Annotated in this window: 1 protein-coding gene and 1 pseudogene; one reads left to right on the forward strand and one right to left on the reverse strand. The window is 59.5% G+C overall.

Going from position 1 to position 1,724, the window contains the following annotated elements; genetic code table 11:
* Positions 1 to 890, reverse strand: a pseudogene (locus EN925_RS34710) (alpha-glucosidase/alpha-galactosidase); the annotation flags it as partial.
* A 246-nt stretch (positions 891 to 1,136) separates the two neighbouring features.
* Here EN925_RS34710 and EN925_RS34715 point away from each other — a divergent pair.
* On the forward strand, positions 1,137 to 1,724 hold a 588-nt coding region (locus EN925_RS34715; RefSeq protein ID WP_128337311.1), incomplete at its 3' end, for an AraC family ligand binding domain-containing protein.

Here is a 1,724-nt window from a genome sequence, read left to right on the forward strand (position 1 = left end):
AACCAGTTGCGGGTTGCGGTGGAGTAGCGGAGATAGCCGCCGGTCTCGCCGTGAATCCAGTCGGACATATCGATCCAGCGCGTGATCTCGTCGGGACGTTTGCGGTACCAGGGCAGATATTCGGAAAGATGGCCGTTGCTTTCGGTCGAATAGACACCGAAGCGCTTCAGGACGTCGATGCGCAGCTTCTCCTGCCTGGAATAGACCGGATGCGCCTCGAAAGCGGCCACCAGTTCATCCTTGCCAATGGGGCGGCCGTTGAGGCGCAGGTCGATGAACCAGGTCTGGTGGTTGATGCCGGAACAGACATAGTCGAGCTCCTGCGTGGACTTCGCGCCAAGCACCTCGGCGATCTGCTCGGCGCCGTGCTGGACGCCGTGACAGAGCCCGACAGTGTCGACCTTGCCGTATTCGATCGCCGCCCAGGTGTTCATCGCCATCGGGTTGGCGTAGTTCAGGAATTTGACGTTCGTCTCGGCGACCTCGCGTATGTCCTTGCAGAAATCCAGGATCACCGGAATGTTGCGCTGGCCATAGAGAATGCCGCCAGCGCAGATCGTATCGCCGACGCACTGGTCGATGCCGTATTTCAAGGGAATGCGGATATCGTCGGCGTAGGCTTCGAGGCCGCCGACCCGCACGCAGCTGATGACGTAGCGAGCGCCTTCGAGCGCCTTGCGGCGGTCTGTGGTCGCCGTCACCCTGGTCGGCAACCTGTTCGCCTCGACGATCCTGTCGAGGATCGCCTTGATCATCTGAAGATTGTGCTCGCTGACATCGGTCAGCGCGAATTCGATGTCCTTGAATTCGGGCACGCACAAGATGTCGGTGAACAATTTCTTGGTGAAGCCGACGCTGCCGGCACCGATGATAGCGATTTTGAAACTCATCAGCCGCACCTCATTCCATTTCGAATTGCAGGCAAGGAATGACAATGGAGGCTGTAGCCACATGCCGCGACATGTATGCAGGACAAGCCGGAATCCGGCTCGCCAACCTCCCTGTCCGCTCCTTGACTGCGGATCTCTCTCGCTTTTCGATGGGGATTATGCGCTTATTCGCGAGCGCGACCAGAGAAGGATTATGCTTTCAGGGGTAATTTTGTGCTGCATGATTTGATAGAACACGGACAGTCCATGCGCACGATCTCGCTGCCGCGCGGCCGCCAGCGCCTGCACGCCATGCCGACGAGCACGGGCTACGAAGTGCGCGAGGACGAAATCTACGACTGGGACGGCCGCAAGCGCGGTCAGACACCGTTCACCGTGCTCCAGCACACGATCAGCGGGACTGGCCGGCTGCGCTACGAAAACCGCAACTACCGCTTGCAGAAGAACGACACATTGCTGGTGCTGGTGCCGCACAACCACCGCTACTGGCTGGCTGGAGATGAGCGCTGGGAATATTTCTGGATTTCGATGAACGGCGAGGAAGCGCTGCGCATCCACAAGTCGATCCTCAGCGTCTCGGGTCCTGTATTTCGGCTGCAGCCGGCGACAATCGATCATCTTGCCGATTGCAGCTTGCGCCTGATCAAAGGCGCCGCTTCGCCGGGTGCTGCTTCCGCGATAGCCTACGAGGCTGCGATGGCGCTCTATGACGATGTCTTCGGTTCCCATGCCTTCGCCGAAAAACTAAGCGCCATGCAGCCGGTCATCGATCACATCAACGCCAATCTCGACAAGCCGCTGCCGGTGGCGGACCTGGTCCAGATCAGCGGCCTC

Origin of the sequence: Mesorhizobium sp. M7A.F.Ca.US.006.04.2.1 (genome assembly GCF_004022915.1) — a bacterium.
GTDB classification, from domain to species: Bacteria; Pseudomonadota; Alphaproteobacteria; order Rhizobiales; family Rhizobiaceae; genus Mesorhizobium; species Mesorhizobium ciceri.